This window comes from Sagittula marina (assembly GCF_014196795.1).
GTDB classification, from domain to species: domain Bacteria; phylum Pseudomonadota; class Alphaproteobacteria; order Rhodobacterales; family Rhodobacteraceae; genus Sagittula; species Sagittula marina.
The window spans coordinates 520,218-542,680 of record NZ_JACIEJ010000002.1 but is presented as its reverse complement, the minus strand read 5'-3'; the positions used below and the strand labels follow the sequence as shown (position 1 = coordinate 542,680).

The following is a 22,463-nucleotide window of genomic DNA, read 5'->3' as shown; positions in this document are numbered from 1 at the left end:
GCGACAGTTTGTCAGCAGCACACGGATCGTAGGGGATTGGGTAATGCCTGCTTTGAAGCCAACAGATTATACTTGCGAGGTGATTTGGCTGGGGGTTGTCACAAACGGCGATCGCAAGGAATTGCTCTCAGAGGTGCTGACCGACGCGATGCTAAGCTTTGAGGGGCTTGCCGGGTCCTTTCATGGTGGTCTGACGCGGCCTTCCTGTTCCCGTGTGAAGTCTCAGTATGCCAAGGGCACCGAGATCCGGAATGAACGCCAGCTGAGCATTGTCAGTGCAGAGGAACTTGCGGCGATAGCAGCCAAAATGGGCGTTGAGCGGATCGACCCGGCGCGCATGGGGGCGTCGATGGTCGTGAGGGGCTTGCCGGATTTCAGCCATGTGCCGCCCTCTTCGCGGCTGCAGGCGCCTTCCGGTGCGACATTGACGGTGGACATGGAAAACCGGCCCTGCCAGTTTCCCGCCCTCTCTTTGGCAAAGGTGGTGGGCGACGACGCGAAACAGTTCAAATCCGCGGCAAACGGGCGCCGTGGCGTGACCGCTTGGGTCGCAGCAGAGGGGCGCATTTCCATCGGCGACACCCTGACCTTGCATGTTCCCGACCAGCCGCCGTGGCAGCCGAGTATGCTCTGACGGTATTGGAGGTATGTCGCAGAATGTCTGTATTGCGGTGACAACCCCCTCTGTGGCCGGGTATCAGTGCCAAAAAGCGTTACCGCCAACGGGGAGGAAACATGACCTACAAGAGCGACATCGAGATTGCCCGCGACGCGCAAAAGAAACCAATTCAGGAAATTGGCGATCGCTTGGGCATACCGTCTGAACATCTGCTGCCCTACGGTCATGACAAAGCGAAAATTGGCCAGACCTTCATCAACGATGTGCAGGACCGCCCCGACGGAAAGCTGATCCTTGTCACTGCGATCAACCCGACCCCTGCGGGCGAGGGCAAGACCACAACCACCGTTGGCCTGGGCGATGGCTTGAACCGCATCGGCAAAAAGGCAATGATCTGCATCCGCGAAGCCTCCCTTGGGCCGAACTTTGGCATGAAGGGCGGCGCTGCGGGCGGCGGTTACGCACAGGTCGTGCCGATGGAGGAGATGAACCTCCATTTCACCGGCGATTTCCACGCGATCACCTCGGCGCATAGTTTGCTGTCGGCGATGATCGACAACCATATTTATTGGGGCAATTTGTCGAAAATCGACACGCGTCGGGTCACGTGGCGCCGCGTCGTCGATATGAATGACCGGTCCTTGCGGCAGATCACGTCTTCCCTGGGCGGCGCGGCAAATGGCTACCCGCGCGAAGACGGCTTTGACATCACCGTCGCGTCGGAGGTCATGGCCATTCTGTGTCTGGCGAAGGATCTCAAGGATCTGGAAAAGCGGCTTGGCGACATGATCGTGGCCTATCGGACAGATAAGACGCCGGTCTTCTGCCGCGATATCAAGGCCGAGGGGGCCATGACGGTCCTGCTGAAGGACGCCATGCAGCCGAACCTGGTGCAGACGTTGGAAAACAATCCGGCCTTTGTGCATGGCGGTCCCTTCGCCAATATCGCCCATGGGTGCAACTCGGTGATCGCCACGACCACGGCGCTGAAGCTCGCGGACTATGTAGTGACCGAAGCAGGATTTGGCGCCGACCTTGGCGCCGAAAAGTTCATGGACATCAAATGTCGCAAGGCTGGGCTGAAGCCGGACGCGGTTGTGATCGTCGCCACCGTACGGGCCATGAAGATGAACGGCGGTGTGGCGAAGGATGATCTTGGCACCGAAAACGTCCAAGCGGTGAAGGACGGCTGCCTGAACCTTGGCCGTCACATTGAAAATATGAAGAAGTTCGGCGTCCCTGCTTTGGTGGGTATCAACCACTTCGTCACGGACACCGACGCAGAGGTGCAAGCGGTGATCGACTATTGCGCCTCGCTGGGCGTCGAAGCTGTCTTGAACAAACACTGGGCCGAAGGTGGTGCTGGTATCGAAGAAACGGCGCAAAAGGTGGTGGCGCTTTGTGACGGTGGCTCTGCCAATTATGCGCCTCTCTACGGTGATGACCTCCCGCTGGCTGCGAAAATCGAAACCGTTTGCCGCGAGATTTACCGCGCCGATGGCGTGGTGATGGACAATAAGGTTTTGAGCCAACTCAAGGATTGGGAAGAGCAAGGCTACGGTCATTTGCCGGTCTGTATGGCAAAAACGCAGTATTCATTCTCCACCGATCCGGACCAGCGCGGCGCGCCGACCGGGTTTGACATCCCGGTGCGAGAGGTTCGGCTGTCCGCTGGTGCGGGTTTTGTCGTGGTGGTCTGCGGCGAGATCATGACCATGCCGGGCCTGCCGCGCAAACCGGCGGCTGAATCGATCCACCTCAACGAAGACGGCCTGATCGAGGGGCTTTTCTGAGCCAAGCCGTAGATGATCGGAAACGGCGAAGCGATGGAGCGTACCAAACCGTCGTACCCGCCGTGTTATCCGTCGCGCCCGGCGTGGCAAATGTCGGACGTGACGGATAGGAACCGGGCGATAGTTCATACCAAGGAAGTCGGAATGCCACGCAGAGACCCAGACCAGATCGACACCATGGCGGAGCTGCGTCGCGGAATTGACGAGATTGATGCGGCCCTGATGGATTTGCTGGCGGAACGGTGGCGTCATACGGAACAGGCACCGCGCCTGAAGGCGGTCGAAGGTATTGCGGCGCGGGCTACGGGCCGTGTTCAGGCGGTTCTCGACCACGTTCGGGAGGGGGCCGAGGCACGCGGCGTAGATGGAGAGATGGTCTCCGCCATGTGGCGGATCATGATTGAGACGGTGATTGCCCGCGAGGAAAGGGCGATCGGCAAGGAAGGGATCGACGGATGACGGCAACTGTGATCGACGGAAAGGCCTTTGCGGCCAGGGTGCGTGAAAAGGTCGGCGGCCACGTGGCGCGCCTGAAGCAAGAGCACGGCATCACGCCGGGATTGGCGGTTGTTCTGGTGGGCGAAGATCCCGCAAGCCAGGTCTACGTCCGCTCCAAGGGAAAGATGACCGTCGAGGTCGGCATGAGTTCCTACGAGCACAAGCTGGACGTTGATACGGCAGAGGCCGATCTGCTGGCATTGATTGACACGCTGAACAACGACCCGGCGGTGCACGGTATCCTTGTTCAACTGCCGCTGCCAAAGCACATGAACGAAGATCTGGTGATCAACGCCATCGACCCGGCAAAGGACGTTGATGGTTTCCATATCTCCAACGTGGGGCTGCTGGGCACGGGGCAGAAATCAATGGTCCCCTGTACGCCTCTGGGGTGCCTGATGATGTTGCGTGACCATCACGGTTCGCTGTCCGGCATGGACGCGGTGGTGATCGGGCGCTCGAACATTGTTGGTAAGCCGATGGCGCAGCTGCTGCTGGGCGAAAGCTGCACTGTCACGATTGCACATTCGCGGACAAAGGATCTGGCCGACGTGGTGCGCCGCGCGGACATCGTTGTCGCTGCCGTCGGACGCCCCGAGATGGTGCCGGGCGACTGGATCAAAGAGGGGGCCACCGTCATCGACGTGGGCATCAACCGCATAGATGCGCCGGAAAAAGGCGAGGGCAAAACGCGTCTCGTGGGCGATTGCCATTACGACAGCTGCGCTGAAAAAGCCGGGGCGATCACCCCGGTGCCCGGTGGCGTCGGACCCATGACAATCGCTTGCCTGCTGGCCAATACGGTCACGGCCTGCAGCCGCGCCAATGGCCTGCCGGAGCCGGAAGGACTGACCGTCTGAACAACCAATGGTCTGAAACGGAAAGGCGCGGCGCATGCTGCGCCTTTTTGCATTCAGATGGTTCGTGCCAGTCCACGCAGATGCGCTGGCAGGTCACGCGCAGTCACGGTGGCTTCGCGCACGAGGTGGTCGAAATGCGAAGTCAGCACCGCCAACCGGTCCTTATCCCTGAATGCGATGTAGTTTCGCCCGATGTAGAGCACGGCCAGCAGCGGACCAAAGATTGTCAGCGGCGCAGAATACAGCCGCCGCGCATCATACAGTGTGACCCGCAAACGGGGGTAAAGCGTCTCTGCCAACTCGGCCATCACCTCCAGCTGAGTGTGCCGAATGTCAGCGGACAGGCCGGCATAGTAGCCCGACCCTTCGGCAAAGGCGGCCAGCTCGAACAATGGCAAGGCGATTTCGTAATCCGACTGTGACGCGCGCATCCAGTTCAGTCGATCCTCCGATGCATTGATCGCCTGCTCTGTCGTCTTGCCCAGATGCGGGCCGTATTCCCACTCCAGCATGTCGCGGGTCTTCAACACATCGGGCAGGGCGGGGGGCACATAGCGGATCTTGTACCCCTCGGCTTCGCGATGCCAGTTGAAGATCTGCTCATCGACCAAGGCCCGTGGCGCCTCCGTCAGCGTCAGAGCATTGGCGAGCAGGTCGGCTGCGTTTTCGGGGCGCTCTGACAGGCCCAAAAGCCAGTCGGTCGACACGCCCAGCACCTGTGCACAAGCGGCAACCAGATGCGCGTTGGGCAGGCGTGCGCCCTCGTCCTTCAGCAACTGCGAAATCGTAGAGCGGTCGACGCCAATATCGCGCGCCAGCGCGGTTTGGTTGCTGCGGGCCGTGGCCATTGCTTCGGTCAGTCGATCGCGCAGCAATGCCGCGCGAATGCGCTTGTCGGGAATTTTCACCATGTGGTGATTTTTATCACGCTGCTTGGGTTTTGTGAAGCATACGCAGAATAGTCCCTCCCTTTGGCAGACGATAGGAAGGCTGCAATCGACACAACGGAGGCAATATGGAAACCCGGCAAAGAACGATTTTGAAATCAGTGGTTTGGACCTTGATTGGCCTGTTCAGCATGGGCGTGGTCGGCTTGCTGTTCACCGGCTCGATTGCGGTGGGTGGCGGCATGGCGTTGGTGAACGCAATCGTCGGCTTTCTGTGCTACCTGATTTATGAGCGTGTCTGGGCTGGTATCCGGTGGGGACGCCAGATCTGAGCCTTACGGTCGCTTAGGGGCTGGACCTTGCGCCACGCCGCGCGCAAGAGCAGGGCATGGAACTCTGGATCATCGCCACACTCAGCGCAGCAGTCTTTCAGACTGTGCGCTTCATGCTGCAAAAAGTCTTGGCGGGCGGACGGTTAAGTGCCACCGGCAGTACATTTGCCCGCTTCGCCTACGCTGCGCCCGCAGCGGCGGTGCTGCTTCTGGGGTATGTCTGGATCACCCAAGCGGCGCTGCCGTCTATCACGCCAGACTTCTGGGTGTGGGCGATCTTCGGCGGTCTTGGTCAGATACTTGCGACAGTTCTTGTTGTCCTGGCATTCCGAGAACGTAATTTCGCGGTCGGCATAACGCTGAAAAAGACCGAGGTCATTCAGACCGCGCTTTTGGGGCTGATCCTACTCGGAGAAGTGATTTCCCTGCCGGGATGGATCGGCATCGGTATTGGCCTGATCGGTGTGCTGTTGCTGTCTCGAACGCCGGGTATCGACGGAGCACTATGGACCCAACTGCGCAGCCGCGTTGTGCTGCTCGGCGTCGGGTCTGGTTTCTTCTTTGCGGTCGCCGGAGTGGGCTACCGCGCGGCAACATTGCAGGTCGGCAGCGATGATCCGGTGCTGCGTGCATTGATTGGATTGGTCTTTGTGACCATAGGTCAAGCACTGGGGATGGCCGCGTGGCTGCGGTGGCGCGCGCCGGGAGAGATCACGCGCGTCTGGCAGGCGCGGCGCACAGCGGTCTGGCTGGGATTGACCTCGGCCTTTGGCACGATGAGCTGGTTCACGGCGTTCACATTGCAGACTGCCGCTTACGTCTATGCCGTGGGGCAGGTCGAGTTGGTCTTGTCTCTGGCGGCCTCGGTTCTGTGGTTCAAAGAGAAGGTGACAGCGCGCGAGGTCGCAGGCATTGCCGTTCTGACCGTATCGGTGGTCATTCTGGTTCTGGTTGCCTAGAGATCGGGGCGACGGTTGCGCTGCATCCCACGACAGCGGTTTAGTGACTGGTCTCCATAAGCCACGTCTATTTGCATTGTTTCGCCGAAGAGACTTATCTCTGTCTGGCACTCTTTGAGGCGGCGATGCGCGCAGATTGTCGCCTGTCATAATGGTATCTGAATGCCTCCCCCAAACATCTCATTCCCATACTTTGAACGCACTTCACCGCGGCAGCTGCCATGTTCAGCCCCCAAACCCCTGAGGGCCGGAGCCAATCCCCGCGCCGGGAAAACGTTCGAAGCCGCGCTGTGCGAAAGCTGATCCGGCGGGCGCAAAACTGAAAAGGGCCGCCCGATTTGGGGCGGCCCTTCGTGTGTCCTTGCTCGAGGGAAATCAGAGCGTCGGATAGATCGGGAATTTGGCGCAGAGGGCTTCGACCTCAGCTTTCACCTTGGCCTCGACTTCGCCGTTGCCGTCTTCGCCATTGGCAGCAAGACCGTCGACCACTTCGATGATCCAGTCCGCGATCTGGCGGAACTCGGCCTCGCCAAAGCCACGGGTGGTGCCCGCCGGGGAGCCAAGACGGATGCCGGAGGTGACCATCGGCTTCTCGGGGTCAAACGGCACGCCGTTCTTGTTGCACGTGATGTGCGCACGACCCAGAGCCTTCTCTGTGGCATTGCCCTTCACGCCCTTGGGGCGCAGATCGACCAGCACCACGTGGGTGTCTGTGCCGTGGGTCACGGTGTCGAGGCCGCCTTTGATCAGCTGATCGGACAGGGCCTGCGCATTGTTGACCACATCCTTGATGTAGTCCTTGAACTCTGGGCGCAGCGCCTCGCCAAAGGCCACGGCCTTGCCTGCGATGACATGCATCAACGGACCGCCCTGGATACCCGGGAAGATGGCAGAGTTGAACTTCTTTGCCAGCGCTTCGTCGTTGGTCAGGATCATCCCGCCGCGCGGACCGCGCAGGGTCTTGTGCGTGGTTGTGGTCGCCACATGTGCGTGGGGGAAGGGAGAGGGGTGCTCACCCGCCGCAACGAGGCCGGCAAAGTGCGCCATGTCCACGTGCAGATATGCGCCCACGGAATCCGCAATTTCGCGCATCTTGGCAAAGTCGATCTGGCGCGGGATGGCAGAGCCACCGGCGATGATCAGCTTCGGTTTGTGCTCGGTCGCGAGGGCCTGAACTTCGTCGTAATCAAGCAGGTTGTCCTGTTTGCGCACGCCGTACTGGATGGCGTTGAACCACTTGCCGGATTGGTTCGGCTTGGCGCCGTGAGTCAGGTGGCCGCCTGCGTCCAGCGACATGCCGAGGATGGTGTCGCCGGGCTGCAGCAGCGCGGTGAATACACCTTGGTTGGCCTGAGAGCCAGAATTCGGCTGTACGTTGGCGAATTCGCAGTTGAAGAGCTGCTTGGCGCGGTCGATGGCGAGGTTCTCTGCCACGTCGACCCAGTCACAGCCGCCGTAGTAGCGCTTGCCGGGGTAGCCTTCGGCGTATTTGTTGGTCATGACCGACCCTTGCGCCTGCATGACGGCACGAGAGACGATGTTTTCCGAAGCGATCAGCTCGATCTCGTCGCGCTGGCGGCCCAGTTCGCCGGTGATGGAGGCAAAGAGTTCGGGATCGCGGTCGGCGAGGTCTTCGGTGAAGAAACCATTGGCAGCCATGTGTCTGATCTCCTGTCAGGGTAGGTTTGACGTTCTCGTACCGGAAAGCGCGGCGGGGTCAAATACGGCAAAACGACTTAGTGGAATATTCTAGCGGCACGTCTGGCCCATTCTAAGCGAATGTGGTTCGATCCGCTCCGCAAGGCGCGGACAGGAAACCGCGCGAAGCCCCCGCTGGAGGACATATGTCGTTACGGATCGCCTTTTGCGCCTCACGCGCGCCGATCGCCCAAGCGGCGCGGACGTCCTTGTCCCGACGTTACGGCGACCACAACGAACAGGGCGCCGACGTTATCGTGGCCCTTGGGGGTGACGGATTCATGCTGCATACCCTGCACCGCACGCAGGACAACCCGGCGCCGGTCTACGGGATGAACCGGGGCACCGTTGGCTTTTTGATGAACGAGTATTCGGAGCACGGGCTGGTGGAACGGCTGCAATCTGCCGAAGAAGGGGTTATCAATCCGCTCGGAATGCGCGCCCTTTGTGCCGATGGGACCGAGCATCGCGGACTGGCGATCAACGAGGTTTCCTTGCTGCGCGCTGGGCCGCAGGCCGCCAAGTTGCGGATCAGTGTGGATGGCAAGGTGCGCTTGTCCGAATTGGTGTGCGACGGTGCGCTTGTGGCGACGCCTGCGGGATCGACGGCTTACAATTACAGTGCGCATGGCCCGATCTTGCCCATTGGCTCGGATGTGCTGGCGCTGACCGCTGTTGCGGCGTTTCGCCCACGGCGCTGGCGGGGCGCGCTGCTGCCAAAATCGGCGGAGGTCGGCTTCGAAGTCTTGGAAGCCGACAAACGCCCGGTCATGGCGGAGGCAGACAGTGTCGCCGTGCGCAACGTGGTGCAGGTCCACATCCGATCAGAGCCTGATGTGCGCCACCGTGTGTTGTTCGACCCGGGTCATGGTCTCGAAGAACGCCTGATCAGCGAGCAATTCGTTTAAACCTGAGGCCTTGCCCGGTCAGCTCTGCCAGCTATGCAAAAACCTCCTCCGACAGGCGACATAATTCACCCATAGGTGGAGTGTCAGCTATAGTCTTTCGTATGGGGGAGTCGCATCCCTCCAGAGGGAGGAAGTTTCATGAACCGTTTTCTTGCCAGCCTTGGCATATCCATCCTGTGCGCCGCGTCAGCCGGGGCAGAGTGCGCAAGCGACGCGGCTATCGCAGCTTTCGTCGCTGATTTCGAAGCTAAGGTGCCGACGCAAGCGCTCGTGCCGGACGGTACAATGGAAGACGCGCGTTGCACGCAGGCCAAACTGTCGGAAGCGATGCAGTCCAAGCTGGGGCCGATTGTCGGGTACAAGGCGGGGCTGACGTCAGCCCCTGTGCAGGCGCGTTTCGGCGCAACAGAACCGGTGGGCGGCGTTCTATATGAGAAGATGCTGCTCGAAGATGGCGCCGAAGTGCCAATGGCTTTTGGCGCACGTCCCTTGTTCGAGGCCGACCTTTTGCTGGTCATAAACGATTCGCAGGTGAACGAAGCGCAGACGCCGGAGGAGGTGATGGCTCATGTCTCCGCGGTTCGGCCTTTCATAGAGCTGCCTGATCTCACTGTGGCCGAAGACCAGCCGATCAATGGTGTGACCTTGACCGCCATGGGCGTTGCCCCTCGGCTGGGTGTCATGGGGGCAGAAATCCCTGTCGAAGACCCGGCCGCAATGCTCGACGCGCTGGCCGGGATGCAGGTGACCGTGCGCGATGCAAAGGGGGCCGTGATGGCAGAGGCATCCGGCGCATCCGTTCTGGGAAATCCTGTGAACTCCGTGCTTTGGCTGATGTCGAAGGGGTATGTCCTGAAGGCTGGCGATTTGATCTCCGTCGGCTCGATCGGTCCGCTTTTGCCACCGGCCAAGGCGCAGGGTGGGGCCAGCGTGACCTATGTCGGCCTGCCGGGTGATCCGACAGTCTCGGTCGTCTTCACGCCATAAAAGCGGATCTGACAGGCGCCATTTGTGGAAAGCGGTTCGTCGTGAACTTCGAGTTTACCGGTCTCGCGGATAGTGGCGTTCATCATCTCGACGGGCCACGCGGATTGAAAACGCATTGCTGCCGTTCGGGTTGTCGCAACACACGAAGGGGGCTCATATGTGTTTCGTGACCGGCTGTATCATAGCCACACCCGGCGGCGGACGCCCGGTTGAAACGCTCGCTTCGGGCGATCTCGTTCTGACCACGGAGGGCAGGGCGGAGCCTGTTCTCTGGGTCGGAACCTCTCGGATCAGCTGGGCGGAACAGATGTCCAACACGCGCAAACGCCCGGTTCGGATCGGACGCGATGCTCTGGGGCCGGGGGTGCCCGAACGCGCGGTGATGCTTTCACCACAGCATCGGGTGCTTGTGCGGTCCCGGCAGGTGAAGCGGATCGTCGGCGAGGAGGAGGCTCTGGTGCCGGCATTGGCGTTGACCGGGCTGCCGGGAGTTCGGGCCATGCCGTCGCTGCCCGGTCTGGACTATGTCCACATCGCCTGTGCCAGGCACACCTTGCTGCTGGTAGAAGGAGCAGGCGTCGAAAGCATCCTGCCCGAGCCGCTGTCCTTGCAGGAGATGGCCTCCGCGCAGCGCGTCGATCTGGCTGAAACCCTCGGTTGGGCCGAAGCCCGTTGGCACGATCATCAACGGGTGCGCCCGACGCTGTCCGTGCGCAAGGCTGAAAAACTGGTGGAACGGTCGATCCGCAGTCGCATTCCTTTGGTCGTGCCAAAAAGCGGATCGGATGATACTGATGTCCAGCAAGCCAGCGGCTGAGTCAGGACGATGTGGCTCAGTCACCACATCGCCTGCTCGACCAAGCGCGCCAGATGCCCCGAAGGTGTGACACCGCAATCCAAGCGCTGGTGCGTGGCCGGAAAGCCCCGCCAATCATCTTGGCGGGGGAAACAGCCTACTTTGCGTACCCAAGACCCTTAAGCGCCTCTTTGATTTCGTCCAGAATGGCTGGGTCATCGATGGTCGCGGGCACCTTGACCGTCTCGCCATCGGCTATCTTGGCCATGGTGGCACGCAGGATTTTGCCGGAACGGGTTTTGGGCAGCCGATCCACAACGCAGGCCAGCTTGAACGCCGCCACAGGTCCGATCTGTTGGCGCACCAGCGTCACGCATTCTTTCACGATGTCCTCATGGGGGCGGTTCACGCCGGAGGACAGGCACAGGAATCCCATGGGAAGCTGCCCTTTCAGGTCGTCCTCCACACCGATCACGGCGCATTCAGCCACATCGGCGTGCGAGGCCAGCACCTCCTCCATTGCGCCGGTGGACAAGCGGTGGCCGGCGACATTGATGACATCATCCGTGCGCGCCATGATCGAGACATAGCCGTCCTCGTCAATCATCCCCGCATCGCCGGTTTCGTAGTAGCCGGGGAAGTGATTGAGATAGGCCTTGCGGAAACGGTCTTCGGCATTCCACAGCGTCGGCAATGTGCCGGGCGGCAAGGGCAGCTTGATGGCGATTGCCCCGAGATTGCCCGTCGGCACCGGATGCCCCGCCTCGTCCAGGATCACCACATCGTAGCCCGGCATCGGCACGGTGGGGGAGCCAAGCTTAACCGGCAATTCTTCGATTCCGACAGGGTTCGCGGCGATGGCCCAGCCGGTTTCGGTTTGCCACCAATGGTCGATGACAGGCACTTTCAGCTGGTCTTGTGCCCATTCTATAGTGGTCGGATCGGCGCGCTCGCCCGCGAGGTAGACGGTCTTCAGGCCGGACAGGTCATATTTTCCGACATATTCGCCTTTGGGATCTTCGCGTTTTACGGCTCTGAATGCGGTGGGCGCGGTAAAGAACGATTTCACCTTATGTTCAGAGATGACACGCCAGAATGTGCCTGCGTCTGGGGTGCCCACGGGTTTGCCTTCGAAGACGATTGTCGTGTTGCCGTGGATCAGCGGACCATAACAGATGTAGCTGTGGCCGACGACCCACCCCACATCGGAGGCCGCCCAGAACACGTCGCCGGGATCGACATTGTATATGTTCTTCATTGACCAGTTCAGCGCCACAAGATGACCGGCGGTGTGTCGCACAACGCCCTTGGGCTGACCCGTCGTGCCGGAGGTGTAGAGGATATAGGCCGGGTGGTTGCCTTCGACCGGCACGCAGTCGGCGGGCTTCACGCCGTATTGAAAGCCGTGCCAATTGAAGTCGCGCCCTTCGACCAGTTTCGCAACCTCTTGCTCCCGCTGGAAAATGACGCAGAAGTCGGGCTTGTGGGCGGCTTGCTCAATGGCATCGTCCAGCAGTGGCTTGTAATGCACGACGCGTCCGGGTTCGACCCCGCAAGACGCCGCGATAATCGCTTTCGGCGTGGCATCGTCGATCCGCACGGCCAGTTCATGCGCGGCAAACCCGCCAAAGACGACCGAGTGCACAGCGCCCAGGCGCGCGCAGGCCAGCATGGCTTCCAGCGCTTCGGGTATCATCGGCATGTAGATGATGACGCGATCGCCCTTTTCGATGCCTTTTTCCCGCAGCGCGCCGGCCAGCATGGCAACGCGGTTGCGCAGTTCGACGTAAGATATTTCTCGCTTGGTTTGGGTGATCGGGCTGTCGTAGATAATCGCGGTCTGTTCGCCCCGGCCCTGTGCAACGTGGCGGTCCACGGCGTTCCAGCAGGTGTTCACCATGCCATCGGCGAACCATTCGTACATATGTTCACCGACATTGGTCAGCGCCTTTGTCGGCGCTTGATCCCAGTCGATGGCTTGCGCGGCCTCCATCCAAAACGCCTCCGGATCGGATGCCCAAGCATTGTAAACCTCTGAATACCCCATGGGGCCCTCCTCCTGTAATACCTTCGCCATCAGGCTTAGGGGGTGGCGGGGCGCTGTCGCAAGTCTGTTGGCGCATGACATGACAGAATATCGCAGGGCTTTGCGAAATCCGCGTTTATAGGTCTGCAAATATTTGCAAATACCCTGAATTACCGTCTTTGTTCTGCGAATTTATGCCAGGTTTGCAAAGTGCCTTGCGGAAGTATTGCAAATCTCCGACTCAGGGGGATGCTTGACGTAGATGCCTTGCCATGGCGTTTTGATCGCAACAGGCGGGAGCACTTTCATGCGGGCATTTGCAACGGCAGCGGTCATATCTGTGGGGATTTCAACGGCGGCGCAGGCGCAGTGGAGCTACCAAGAAGGGCCAGAAGCGGGACGCTATGCGGCCTATGTCTGCGCCGATGGTTCTGGCGATCCTGCGACAGAGCGGCTGTGTTTCGGATTGTCCTGTGATGCCGGAAAACCTCTGCGGTTCGGTCTGCGTGCTGAAGGCAATCCCGACCTCTTGGCGCGGTCCGAACTGGATGTGCAGGCCTTTGCCGGCGTCCGCGTTATGCCGCCGCTGGCCTTTCAGACCACGGGCCTTGGCACCTTTGAGGCCCCGATGACCAAAAGCCACCTGCCGGGGATCGAGGGGCTAAAGGCCGGGACACGTCTGGAATTGCGCTATTGGGAAACCGTCGATGTGCCGCCGACGGTCTGGCAGATGTCGCTGTCCGGCTCCAGCGATGCGATTTCCGCGGTCGAGGCAGTGTGTCCTCAGCCGGACTTTGCCGCGCAGGAACTGGCGGCCCGCACGATGGCCGATCCGGCCGCGGCGGTGCTTCGCGACATGCGCGCGGCCTGCGGCGCTCTAGGCGGTGAGGTCTCCGTCGGCAACGACTATGCCCAGGCGATTGACCTTGATGGAGCGGCGGGCGAGGATCTTGTGCTGCGCCATGGCGCGCTAAGCTGTTCTACCGCACAGGATCTCGTTTGTGGTCCTGCTGGTTGTCTGACGTCCATATGGCAAGCGAACGATGACGGCTTCACCCGTGTTTTCCTGAACGCAGTGCGGGACGTGGCCGCCAATGCGCCGGGGTCGGTGCGGCTGACGCTCAAAGGGTCGCTTTGCGGCCGTGTGGGAGCGCCAGAATGTCAGCAGGTCTGGTCGTTGCAGGACGGGGAATTGATCCCCGCCCCGTAACTCTTGATGGCTTGTCAGCCGTAGTGCTGCACCGGCGTGCCCGCGATGGCCGCCATGTTCAGCAAGCCGCGCGCGGTGATCGACGGCGTCACAATATGCGCGCGGTTGCCCATGCCCATCAGGATCGGCCCCACTTCCAGCCCGCCGGCTTTCGTTTTCAGGATGTTGCGCGTGGCCGAAGCCGTGTCCGCATGGCCAAAGAGCAGCACATTCGCCGCGCCCTCCATACGATTGCCTGGCAACAGACGTGCGCGCAGATCGGCGTCCAGCGCCGCATCCACATTCATTTCGCCTTCGTAGCAGAAGTCGCAGTCTTGCGCGTCGAGGATTTCCAGCGCTTCACGCAGCCTCTGGCCGGAGCCTTCGGTGTGGTTGCCAAACGACGACTGTGAACACAGTGCGACGTTGGGCGTCAGGCCGAACCGCCGCACGTGACGCGCCGCGCCGATTGCGGCGCGCGCCAGTTCATCCGGGGTGGGGCGGCTGTTGACGTGAGTGTCCGCAATGAACAGCGGGCCATCTTCCAGGATCATCAACGACAGCGCGCCCTGGGGTGTCAGTGTCTTGGTGCCCAACACCTGCCGAATGTAATTCAGATGCCAACGATACTCGCCGAAGGTGCCGCAGATCATCGAATCCGCTTCGTCACGTTGCACCATCACCGCGCCGATGGCGGTGGTATTGGTGCGCATGATCGCACGGGCAAGATCGGGGGTCACACCGCGACGCGACATGATGTGATGATAGGTTTCCCAATAATCGCGATAGCGCGGATCGTTTTCCGGGTTAACGATGTGGAAATCGATTCCGGGGCGGACCTTCAGGCCAAAGCGTTCGCAGCGGGCCTCCATCACCTCGGGGCGACCGATCAGGATCGGCTGTTCGGTGGTTTCCTCAAGGATGGCCTGCGCCGCGCGCAGCACGCGCTCATCCTCACCCTCGGCAAACACGATACGGCGCGAGGCGGTGGCGGCAGCCTCGAACACCGGGCGCATCAGCAGCGAGGATTTGAAGACCGAGGCGTCGAGCTTTTGCTTGTACGCCTTCAGGTCATCCAGCGGCCGTTCGGCCACACCGGTTTCCATCGCGGCCTTCGCGACAGCCGTGGACACGACGCCCGACAGGCGCGGATCGAAAGGCTTTGGAATCAGGTAATCGGCGCCGAATGTCAGCTGCTCGCCACGGTAGGCCGCAGCGGCTTCTGCGCTTGTGGTGGCACGAGCAAGGGCCGCGATGCCCTCGACGCAGGCGACCTCCATCTCGTCGTTGATGGTGGTCGCGCCAACATCCAGTGCCCCTCGGAAGATGAAGGGAAAGCACAGCACATTGTTGACCTGGTTCGGGAAATCGCTGCGGCCTGTGGCGATGATCGCGTCAGGTACTGCGGCGCGGGCGACATCGGGCATGATTTCTGGATTGGGGTTGGCGAGCGCAAAGATGATCGGACGCTTCGCCATCGTCTGCACATTTTCGGGCTTCAGGACATTCGGGCCGGACAGGCCAAGGAAAAGGTCGGCACCCTCAATCACATCGGCCAGCGCCCGCTTGTCAGACGCTTGCGCAAAGGCCGCCTTTTGCGGGTTCATGTCCTCTTCGCGGCCCTGGTAAACCAGCCCGTGAATATCGCAAAGCCAGATGTTCTCGCGCTTCACACCCAGCTTCAGGAGCATGTTCAAACAGGCGATGCCCGCAGCCCCACCGCCGGTGGAGACGACCTTGATGTCCTCGAACTTCTTGCCTGCCACATGCAACGCATTGGTGGCCGCCGCGCCGACAACGATGGCCGTGCCGTGCTGGTCGTCGTGAAACACTGGGATATTCATCCGCTCGCGGCAGATTTGTTCAACGATAAAGCAGTCAGGCGCCTTGATGTCTTCGAGGTTGATCGCGCCAAACGTCGGTTCCAGCGCGCAGACGATCTCTGCCAGCTTTTCCGGGTCCGGTTGATCCACCTCGATATCGAAACAGTCGATGCCGGCGAACTTCTTGAACAGCACCGCCTTGCCTTCCATCACCGGTTTCGATGCCAGCGCCCCGATGTTGCCAAGACCCAAAACGGCTGTGCCGTTCGAGACCACTGCAACCAGATTGCCGCGGGTCGTGTAGCGCCGCGCGGCTGTCGGGTCTGCCTGAATTTCCAGGCAGGCTTCCGCCACTCCCGGGGAGTAGGCACGGCTCAGGTCACGTCCATTGGCCATCGGCTTGGTGGCGCGGATCTCCAGTTTTCCGGGCTTGGGATGCTCGTGATAGAACAGCGCCGCTTCGCGGAGAGTGTCCTTGGCGGTGTCAGGGGTCTGGTCGCTCATTCGGGGTCCTCCAGCGATGTCCTTGGCGAGATGGTTTAGCACTAAACCATTATGCAAAACTCTTTTCAGCGGCGATAGCAGGTGGGGGGCTGCGTTGCCAAGGCTGTCTGTTGTTTATTGCGCTAACAGTATAAAACGGATTGATACCAATGCTACGAAACTCGTCCAGACATACCGTGGTGCGCCGGCGTCTCATGGACAAGCTTCTTTCCGCCCGCGCTGCCCCGAGGACGGGGTTGCAAATGCCTGACCGGCTTCGCATCCTGCCCGCATCTGAATTGACGGAGTCTTTTATGTCCCTGGCCGAAGCCGCGCGTGCCGTGCGCGAAAATGCCTATGTGCCCTATTCTCATTTCAAGGTCGGGGCGGCACTACTGACCCCGTCCGGCACAACCTATGTCGGCTGCAACGTGGAAAACGTCGCCTACCCGGAGGGCACCTGCGCCGAGGCCGGGGCCATCGCCGCAATGGTCGCCGCTGGCGAGACAGAGATCGCAGAAGCCTACGTCATCGCCGACAGCCCAAATCCGGTGCCGCCCTGCGGCGGGTGCCGCCAAAAACTGATGGAATTCGCCAACGCCGGAACCAAGATCACTCTGGCGACGGTGGATGGGACCGAACAGGTGACCACGGTGGGCGATCTGCTGCCGGGGGCCTTCACCAACGATCATATGGATCGTGCGTGATGGATGCCCGCTCGGTGATCGGCCAATTGCGTCGTGGCGAAGCCCCGTCGCCGCGTGATCTGGCATGGTTTGCTGCCGGTTTGGCGGACGGGCGTGTCAGCGATGCGCAGGCCGGAGCTTTCGCCATGGGCGTCTGCCTTCAGGGGCTAAGCGAGGCTGGCCGTGTAGCCCTGACGCTGGCCATGCGCGATTCAGGCCACGTGCTGGAGTGGGATCTCGACGGGCCTGTGGTGGACAAGCACTCAACCGGCGGGGTCGGCGACTGTGTATCGCTTGTGCTTGCGCCGATGCTGGCGGCCTGCGGCGTCTACGTGCCCATGATCTCTGGTCGGGGGCTCGGGCATACCGGTGGAACGCTTGACAAGCTTGAGGCCATTCCCGGCTATTCGGTCGCGCCGGATGAGGCCCGCCTGCGCCGCATCGTGAGCGATGTGGGCTGCGCCATTGTCAGCGCGTCTGGCGATATCGCCCCCGCTGACAAGCGGCTCTACGCCGTGCGCGACGTGTCTGCGACGGTCGAAAGCCTCGACCTTATCACCGCCTCCATTCTGTCCAAGAAGCTCGCCGCCGGGCTGCAATCTCTGGTTCTGGACGTGAAATGCGGCTCCGGCGCATTCATGAAGACCGCGGAAGATGCACGCGCGCTGGCACAGGCTTTGGTGGGGACCGCAAATGCAGCAGGTTGCCCGACCACGGCGCTGATCACGGATATGGACCAGCCGCTTGTGCCCTCGCTCGGCAACGCGTTGGAAGTCGACCTGTGCATGGAGGTGCTGACCGGTGCGCGGTCCGGCCCCCTGCGCGACCTCAGCCTCTCGCTTGGCGCAGAGCTGCTGGCCACCGCAGGCATCGAGGATGGTATGGCCAAGCTGGAACAGGCGCTGGACAGCGGCGCCGCGGCGGAACGGTTCGGCAAGATGGTGTACGAGCTTGGCGGCCCGTTGGGTTTTGTCGAGGATTGGCAGCGATTCCTGCCCGAGGCCCCAGTGATCCAAGAGGTCGCAGCGGTCGAAAGTGGCACGGTCAGCGCCATCGACGGGGAGGCGCTTGGGCTGGTGGTGGTCGATCTTGGCGGTGGACGGCGGGTAGAGACCGACACGGTCGACCCGGCCGTCGGCGTGACCGAGATTGTGAGGGTCGGCGCGAAAGTTGAAAAAGGCCAGCCCCTGGCCCGTGTCCATGCCGCCCGCGAGGGGCAGGCGGACCGCGCCGCCGCCGCCGTGCGCGCAGCCATAACCTACGGCGATACGCCTTCGCCGCGCCCACTTGTGCTGGAGCGTGTGGCATGAGCCGCGCGTTCCTCGTGGTGATGGATTCTGTGGGCATCGGCGGCGCGCCGGACGCAGACAGCTATTTCAATGACACACGTCCCGACACCGGGGCCGACACGCTGGGCCATATCGTCGATGCCTGCGCGGCAGGGCAGGCCGAAGACGGGCGCAGCGGGCCGCTTCACCTGCCCAACCTGGCAAAGCTCGGCCTGTTCCACGCGGCCGATCTGGCCAGCGGCGCGCATCGGTCTGCCATGATCGCGGAGCCGGTCAATGCCCGCTGGGGCGCTGCCACCGAGCAATCGAAGGGCAAGGACACCCCCTCGGGTCATTGGGAACTTGCCGGGCTGCCGGTGCCGTGGGACTGGCACTATTTCCCCGACACACAGCCCGCTTTCCCAGCCGATCTGATCGCCAAGGTCTGCGACATCGCCGGCGTCGATGGCACGCTGGCCAATTGTCATGGCTCCGGCACCGTCATGCTCGACCGTTTCGGTGCAGAGCATGTGCGCACCGGTCAGCCGATCTGCTACACCTCTGCCGACAGCGTCTTTCAGATCGCCGCGCATGAGGAACACTTCGGACTGGACCGGCTGCTCGACCTGTGCGAACGCATTGCGCCAACACTGCACGCGATGAAGGTGGGGCGCGTCATCGCCCGTCCCTTCGTGGGCGAGGAGGGCAGCTACCAACGCACCGCCAACCGTCACGACTACGCGATCACTCTACCGGAACCGATTTTAACCAACTGGGCGCAGGACGCAGGCCGCGCCGTCCATGCCATCGGCAAGATCGGTGATATCTTCACCATGGAAGGCATCGATACGGTCGCCAAAGGTCCGGACGACGTTCTGATGGAACAGCTTTTCGCGGCTGTCGATACCATGGCGGACGGCTCGCTGACCTTTGCCAACTTCGTTGAATTTGATTCGCTCTATGGTCATCGCCGCAACGTGTCCGGCTACGCTCGCCATCTCGAATGGTTCGACGCGCAGATCGGACGCCTGCTGCCGCTGATGCGCGCGGGCGACCTGTTGCTCATCACCGCAGATCATGGCAACGACCCCACCTGGACAGGCACCGATCACACGCGCGAACGCGTGCCTGTGCTTGTGGCCGGGTGCGGCGCGGGCCAGATCGGGCAGGTGGGCTTTGCGGACGTCGCCGCCTCCATCGCGGCGCATTTGAACATACCGGCGCAAGGGCCGGGGAGGAGCTTTTTGTGACTGACCGTGATCCCAATGAACCCATGACCGAGGAAGAGCTGCATCACATCGTGCATCTCCCCAAGGTCGAGCTGCACACCCATTTCGAAGGTATGGCGCCGCCTGCCTTCATCCGGGGCCTGGCCAAGGAAAAGAAGGTCGATATCTCCAAGATTTTCCGCCCCGACGGCTCATATGATTACCGTGATTTCTGGCACTTCCTCGAAGTCTACGAAGCCGCAACCTCGGTTCTGAAAAAACCGGAGGATTTTGCCCGCCTCTGCACTGCCGTGCTGGAGAAAAGCGCCGAAAACGACGTTGTCTATCAGGAGACCTTCATCAGCCCGGATTTCTGTGGCGGCGGCGACGTGGGCGCGTGGAAGGAATATCTTCACGCAATCGAGGATGCTGCCACGGCGGCAGAGCGGGATTTCGGCATCACCTTGCGTGGCATCGTCACTTGCATCCGTCACAACGGCCCGGATCAAGCCAGGGCCGCCGCGCGCTGCGCCGCCGAGACCGCCGGTGGGTTTATTACCGGTTTTGGCATGGGCGGGGACGAAAAGCAGGGCAAGCAACGTGATTTCGCCTGGGCCTTCGATTGCGCGCGCGAAGCGGGCTTGCAGCTGACCACCCACGCTGGCGAATGGAACGGCCCACAGGAGGTGCGCGACGCGGTCGAGGACCTCGGCGTGTCCCGGATAGGCCACGGCGTGAACGCCTACACCGACATCGCATTGCTGGAGATGCTGGCAGAGCAGGACATTACGCTGGAGGTCTGCCCCGGCTCCAACGTCTTCCTCGGGGTGTTCCCCGCGCTGAAGGATCATCCGATCCAGAAACTGCGCGATCGCGGTGTGAACGTCACCATTTCGACCGATGATCCACCATTTTTCCACACGACCATGCGTCAGGAGTACGCGGCCCTTGCGAAGACCTTCGGCTGGGGCGAAGAGGTGTTCCGAGAATTGAACGCGACCGCCATCGGCGCGGCCTTTTGCGATAAGGCCACGCGCGAAGCGATCACCAAGCAACTGGAGCGCAAATGACAGAGCACCTCACCGTCGTCGATCACCCGCTGGTCCAACACAAGCTGTCCATCATGCGGGACAAGACCACCTCGACCGCCTCTTTCCGCCAGTTGCTGCGCGAAATAAGCCACCTTCTGGCCTACGAGGTCACGCGCGAACTGCCGATGACGAACGTGCGGATCGAGACGCCCATGTGCGACATGGACGCGCCCATGATCGAGGGGAAGAAGCTGGCGCTGGTGTCGATCCTGCGGGCGGGCAACGGTTTGCTGGATGGCATTCTGGAACTCATCCCGGCGGCGCGGGTGGGCTTTATCGGCCTCTATCGAGACGAGGAAACGCTGCAGCCAGTGGAATATTACAACAAGTTGCCGCAGCGCATGGAGGACCGCGTCACCATCGTCGTCGATCCCATGCTGGCCACTGGCAATTCCTCTGCGGCGGCTATCGACATGGTGAAAGCGGCTGGCGCAAAGGACATTCGCTTCCTGTGTTTGCTGGCTGCGCCCGAGGGCGTCGCGCGCATGAAAGAGGCGCATCCGGATGTGCCGGTCGTCACGGCTGCCTTGGACGAAAAGCTCAACGAGAAGGGCTACATCGTGCCCGGTCTGGGCGACGCGGGAGACCGTATGTTCGGCACCGCTTAAACGCGAATTGCCAGACAGCCCATATAGAGGCCGGCGGGAGTTCCGCCGGCCTTTTCCGTTCGAGGTGGCGTCGGAACCGATCTGGCCCGTTCCACGAGGGATTCGTTTTCGAGCCCGAGTCTGACCGAAAACGGAAGGCTGTCTCGCCTTCGGCACGCGCTTTGTGGAGCGTTTCGCGCCAATTCTTGCGGCTTGGAAATACACCGTTTCCATTAACCACCTTTACCTCGCGCTCAAAATAAGGCGATTCTGGGGCGCGCGGATACCACCGCTTGATTCACCACAGGAGTCCAGTGGATTCTTGGCAAGGCCTGTATTTACAAAGCTTTACAGGTTAAAGCTGATACTGCATGGTGCAGGTCACATCTGTGGGGGCAGACATGACGATTACGAAAACGGCGCTATGCGCCACAATTTTGTCCTATTTCGCCGGCTTCGCACTTCCTGCCAATGCGCAGTCGGGCATGCCTGTGAACTTTCCGCCGGCCAGCTACGAAGGGCGGCAGTTTGTGGATAACTCGGGCTGCGCCTTTGTGCGCGCGGGCTATGACGGCAACGTCACCTGGGTGCCGCGTGTGACACGTGCTCGCAGCCAGGTCTGCAACCAGACACCGACCTTTGGCGGCCGCACAACGGTCACCGTTGCTGCACCTGCCGCGCCCGCACCGCGAGCCGCGCCGAAGCAGATCACACTCGACACGCCGCCAGCTCCGGCCCCGTCGCCCGTGGTCCGTACGTCCGCCACCAGCGCGCCCCGCGTGGTGACAGCGCCGCGTCCTGCCCCGCAGGTGGTCAAGGCACCGGCCTCCAAACCCATCGCGGCGGAGCCGCCGCGCGTTGTGCGCCGGGTTCCCGTGACCTCCGCGCCCGTTTCTGCGAAACACGTGCGTGTTCCAATGCAACAGGCCTGCGCCGCCGGTCATACCTCTCGCGTGGTGAATGGTAAGCGCATAGCGATCCGGTGCGGTCCGCAGGCGACACCCGCAGTCCCCGTTGTGCGCCGAGGCGAAGCACCCGCCGCGGGCAAAAACGTGTACCACAATCGCTCATCCTGGCAGGGTTCGTCCCTGTCCCCCGAAACCCGCATCGTACCGCGCCATCTGTATGAAGAACGCCAGATCGCTCAGACGGCGCACGTGCCTGTCGGCTACAAACCCGCGTGGGAGGACGACCGGTTGAATCCCTATCGCGCTGTGCAAACCGTGCAGGGCTACCGCGACACACAAAAAGCATGGACGAACCAGGTGCCGCGTCGCTTGATCACCCGCGCCAATCCGACCCAGCCGTTCCCAAAGAACCTCTGGACCGCGAAGTATCGTCACACTGTCAAAGATCCTGCAATTGCCTACCGCGGCACCGATCCCTATCCGCCGACCGATGTCCGCGTCAGCTACGCCAACCAAGCAGAGCATCGCACTGCGGTCCTGTCTACAAAAGGCAGCGATAGCGCCAAAAGCTACGTGGAAATCGGTGTGTTTTCGAGTGCGGAAAAGGCGCAGGCCGCGGTGAGCCGGCTTGCCTCTGCTGGTCTGGCCGTGCGCGCGGCGAGAGTGTCGCACAATGGCCAAACGATGCAGCGTCTGCGGGTCGGGCCGTTTGCAGATGCGGCGTCGGCGCAGGCCGGGTTGTCTGCGGTGCACAGCACGGGCTACGCGCAGGCCTACATCCGCTAACCGGCTGACATTTACATGACAAAGCCTCGCATCATCCGGTGCGGGGCTTTTTGCATATACGAAGCTCTCTC

Annotated in this window: 20 protein-coding genes; 16 read left to right on the top strand and 4 right to left on the bottom strand. The window is 61.6% G+C overall.

Annotation, left to right across the window (positions count from 1 at the left end):
* Positions 1 to 43 precede the first annotated feature (43 nt).
* From GGQ68_RS06030 to folD, 4 genes are all read left to right on the top strand, one after another.
* The gene (locus tag GGQ68_RS06030; RefSeq protein ID WP_183963953.1) at positions 44 to 634 is read left to right on the top strand and encodes an MOSC domain-containing protein; all 591 of its coding nucleotides are present in this window, start codon (positions 44 to 46) and stop codon (positions 632 to 634) included.
* Positions 635 to 735: 101 nt separating this feature from the next.
* Positions 736 to 2,412: a formate--tetrahydrofolate ligase gene (locus GGQ68_RS06025; RefSeq protein WP_183963951.1), complete on the top strand. Its 1,677-nt coding sequence runs from the start codon at positions 736 to 738 to the stop codon at positions 2,410 to 2,412.
* 144 nt (positions 2,413 to 2,556) lie between these two features.
* A complete protein-coding gene (locus GGQ68_RS06020) occupies positions 2,557 to 2,871 on the top strand; it encodes a chorismate mutase (RefSeq protein WP_183963949.1) in 315 nt (104 codons plus the stop codon).
* On the top strand, positions 2,868 to 3,770 hold the full coding sequence (gene folD / locus GGQ68_RS06015) for a bifunctional methylenetetrahydrofolate dehydrogenase/methenyltetrahydrofolate cyclohydrolase FolD (protein ID WP_183963947.1): 903 nt from the start codon (positions 2,868 to 2,870) through the stop codon (positions 3,768 to 3,770). The genes GGQ68_RS06020 and folD overlap by 4 nt, the downstream gene beginning before the upstream one ends.
* Positions 3,771 to 3,823: 53 nt before the next feature.
* On the opposite strand, the gene GGQ68_RS06010 is transcribed toward folD, so the two are convergent.
* Positions 3,824 to 4,681 (bottom strand): helix-turn-helix domain-containing protein, encoded by an 858-nt coding sequence (locus GGQ68_RS06010; protein ID WP_183963945.1) that lies wholly within the window; start codon positions 4,679 to 4,681, stop codon positions 3,824 to 3,826.
* Positions 4,682 to 4,818: 137 nt separating this feature from the next.
* Between GGQ68_RS06010 and GGQ68_RS06005 the strand changes: the two genes are divergently transcribed.
* On the top strand, positions 4,819 to 4,989 hold the full coding sequence (locus GGQ68_RS06005) for a DUF2061 domain-containing protein (RefSeq protein ID WP_425502959.1): 171 nt from the start codon (positions 4,819 to 4,821) through the stop codon (positions 4,987 to 4,989).
* 56 nt (positions 4,990 to 5,045) lie between these two features.
* On the top strand, positions 5,046 to 5,948 hold the full coding sequence (locus GGQ68_RS06000; protein ID WP_183963941.1) for a DMT family transporter: 903 nt from the start codon (positions 5,046 to 5,048) through the stop codon (positions 5,946 to 5,948).
* Positions 5,949 to 6,323: 375 nt separating this feature from the next.
* Here GGQ68_RS06000 and glyA read toward each other — a convergent pair whose 3' ends face one another.
* Complete coding sequence (gene glyA / locus GGQ68_RS05995; RefSeq protein WP_183963939.1) at positions 6,324 to 7,607, bottom strand: serine hydroxymethyltransferase; 1,284 nt, start codon at positions 7,605 to 7,607, stop codon at positions 6,324 to 6,326.
* 185 nt (positions 7,608 to 7,792) lie between these two features.
* On the opposite strand from glyA, the gene GGQ68_RS05990 reads away from it, so the two are divergent.
* The 3 genes from GGQ68_RS05990 (at position 7,793) to GGQ68_RS05980 (ending at position 10,358) form a co-directional block, all read left to right on the top strand.
* Positions 7,793 to 8,554 (top strand): NAD kinase, encoded by a 762-nt coding sequence (locus GGQ68_RS05990; protein ID WP_183963937.1) that lies wholly within the window; start codon positions 7,793 to 7,795, stop codon positions 8,552 to 8,554.
* Between the two features lie 138 nt (positions 8,555 to 8,692).
* Positions 8,693 to 9,541, top strand: coding sequence for a 2-keto-4-pentenoate hydratase (locus GGQ68_RS05985; RefSeq protein WP_183963935.1), 849 nt, complete (start codon positions 8,693 to 8,695; stop codon positions 9,539 to 9,541).
* 157 nt (positions 9,542 to 9,698) lie between these two features.
* Positions 9,699 to 10,358, top strand: coding sequence for a Hint domain-containing protein (locus tag GGQ68_RS05980; protein ID WP_183963927.1), 660 nt, complete (start codon positions 9,699 to 9,701; stop codon positions 10,356 to 10,358).
* A 136-nt stretch (positions 10,359 to 10,494) separates the two neighbouring features.
* On the opposite strand, the gene prpE is transcribed toward GGQ68_RS05980, so the two are convergent.
* Positions 10,495 to 12,384 carry a propionate-CoA ligase PrpE gene (gene prpE / locus GGQ68_RS05975; protein ID WP_183963925.1) on the bottom strand — a complete coding sequence of 630 codons (1,890 nt, stop codon included), beginning with the start codon at positions 12,382 to 12,384 and terminating at the stop codon, positions 10,495 to 10,497.
* 286 nt (positions 12,385 to 12,670) lie between these two features.
* Between prpE and GGQ68_RS05970 the strand changes: the two genes are divergently transcribed.
* The gene (locus tag GGQ68_RS05970) at positions 12,671 to 13,573 is read left to right on the top strand and encodes a hypothetical protein (RefSeq protein WP_183963923.1); all 903 of its coding nucleotides are present in this window, start codon (positions 12,671 to 12,673) and stop codon (positions 13,571 to 13,573) included.
* A gap of 14 nt (positions 13,574 to 13,587) precedes the next feature.
* Here the strand turns inward: GGQ68_RS05970 and GGQ68_RS05965 are convergent, their stop codons facing one another.
* Entirely contained in the window at positions 13,588 to 15,879 is a 2,292-nt protein-coding gene (locus GGQ68_RS05965; protein WP_183963921.1) for an NADP-dependent malic enzyme, read from the bottom strand.
* 293 nt (positions 15,880 to 16,172) lie between these two features.
* Here GGQ68_RS05965 and GGQ68_RS05960 point away from each other — a divergent pair, with 293 nt between their 5' ends.
* From GGQ68_RS05960 to GGQ68_RS05935, 6 genes are all read left to right on the top strand, one after another.
* A complete protein-coding gene (locus GGQ68_RS05960; protein ID WP_183963919.1) occupies positions 16,173 to 16,565 on the top strand; it encodes a cytidine deaminase in 393 nt (130 codons plus the stop codon).
* Complete coding sequence (locus GGQ68_RS05955; protein ID WP_183963917.1) at positions 16,565 to 17,854, top strand: thymidine phosphorylase; 1,290 nt, start codon at positions 16,565 to 16,567, stop codon at positions 17,852 to 17,854. Before GGQ68_RS05960 ends, GGQ68_RS05955 begins: the two co-directional genes overlap by 1 nt.
* Entirely contained in the window at positions 17,851 to 19,062 is a 1,212-nt protein-coding gene (locus GGQ68_RS05950) for a phosphopentomutase (protein WP_183963914.1), read from the top strand. Before GGQ68_RS05955 ends, GGQ68_RS05950 begins: the two co-directional genes overlap by 4 nt.
* A gap of 23 nt (positions 19,063 to 19,085) precedes the next feature.
* Positions 19,086 to 20,090 (top strand): adenosine deaminase, encoded by a 1,005-nt coding sequence (locus GGQ68_RS05945; RefSeq protein ID WP_183964104.1) that lies wholly within the window; start codon positions 19,086 to 19,088, stop codon positions 20,088 to 20,090.
* The gene (upp, locus tag GGQ68_RS05940; protein WP_183963912.1) at positions 20,087 to 20,719 is read left to right on the top strand and encodes a uracil phosphoribosyltransferase; all 633 of its coding nucleotides are present in this window, start codon (positions 20,087 to 20,089) and stop codon (positions 20,717 to 20,719) included. Before GGQ68_RS05945 ends, upp begins: the two co-directional genes overlap by 4 nt.
* Before the next feature lie 380 nt (positions 20,720 to 21,099).
* Positions 21,100 to 22,392 (top strand): SPOR domain-containing protein, encoded by a 1,293-nt coding sequence (locus GGQ68_RS05935; RefSeq protein ID WP_183963910.1) that lies wholly within the window; start codon positions 21,100 to 21,102, stop codon positions 22,390 to 22,392.
* The last annotated feature ends 71 nt before the right edge of the window (positions 22,393 to 22,463 follow it).